This window comes from Nocardioides cremeus (assembly GCF_030518195.1).
GTDB classification, from domain to species: Bacteria; Actinomycetota; Actinomycetes; order Propionibacteriales; family Nocardioidaceae; genus Nocardioides; species Nocardioides cremeus.
Map to the genome: position 1 here is coordinate 1 of NZ_JAULSC010000343.1, position 273 is coordinate 273.

Genomic DNA, 273 nt, shown 5'->3' on the forward strand with positions numbered 1-273 from the left:
CAATCTGATTCACGGACAGGTGCTTCAACCCCGTTGCCTGCGCTAGTTGCTCTGCGTGCGTCGTCTTGCCTACGCCTGGTGTACCCGTTATTACAATGTTGGGGTTTGTGCGCCCCATTGTTGTTCCTTTCTTCCTTCGTTTCGTTTCGTTTTATTTTCTTCTGGTTCGGCGTTTTTGTGAGTTCAAGACTGTAGACACACAGAATTTGTTCTCTCTCTCTCTACTACTACTGTATGCGCCTCTGGAGCGAAGACCGGGGTGACTCTCGAATT

General features: G+C 49.1%; 1 pseudogene. It reads right to left on the minus strand.

Going from position 1 to position 273, the window contains the following annotated elements:
- Nucleotides 1–133 (minus strand): annotated as a pseudogene (locus QWJ41_RS22285) (AAA family ATPase); the annotation flags it as partial.
- Nucleotides 134–273 lie beyond the last annotated feature (140 nt).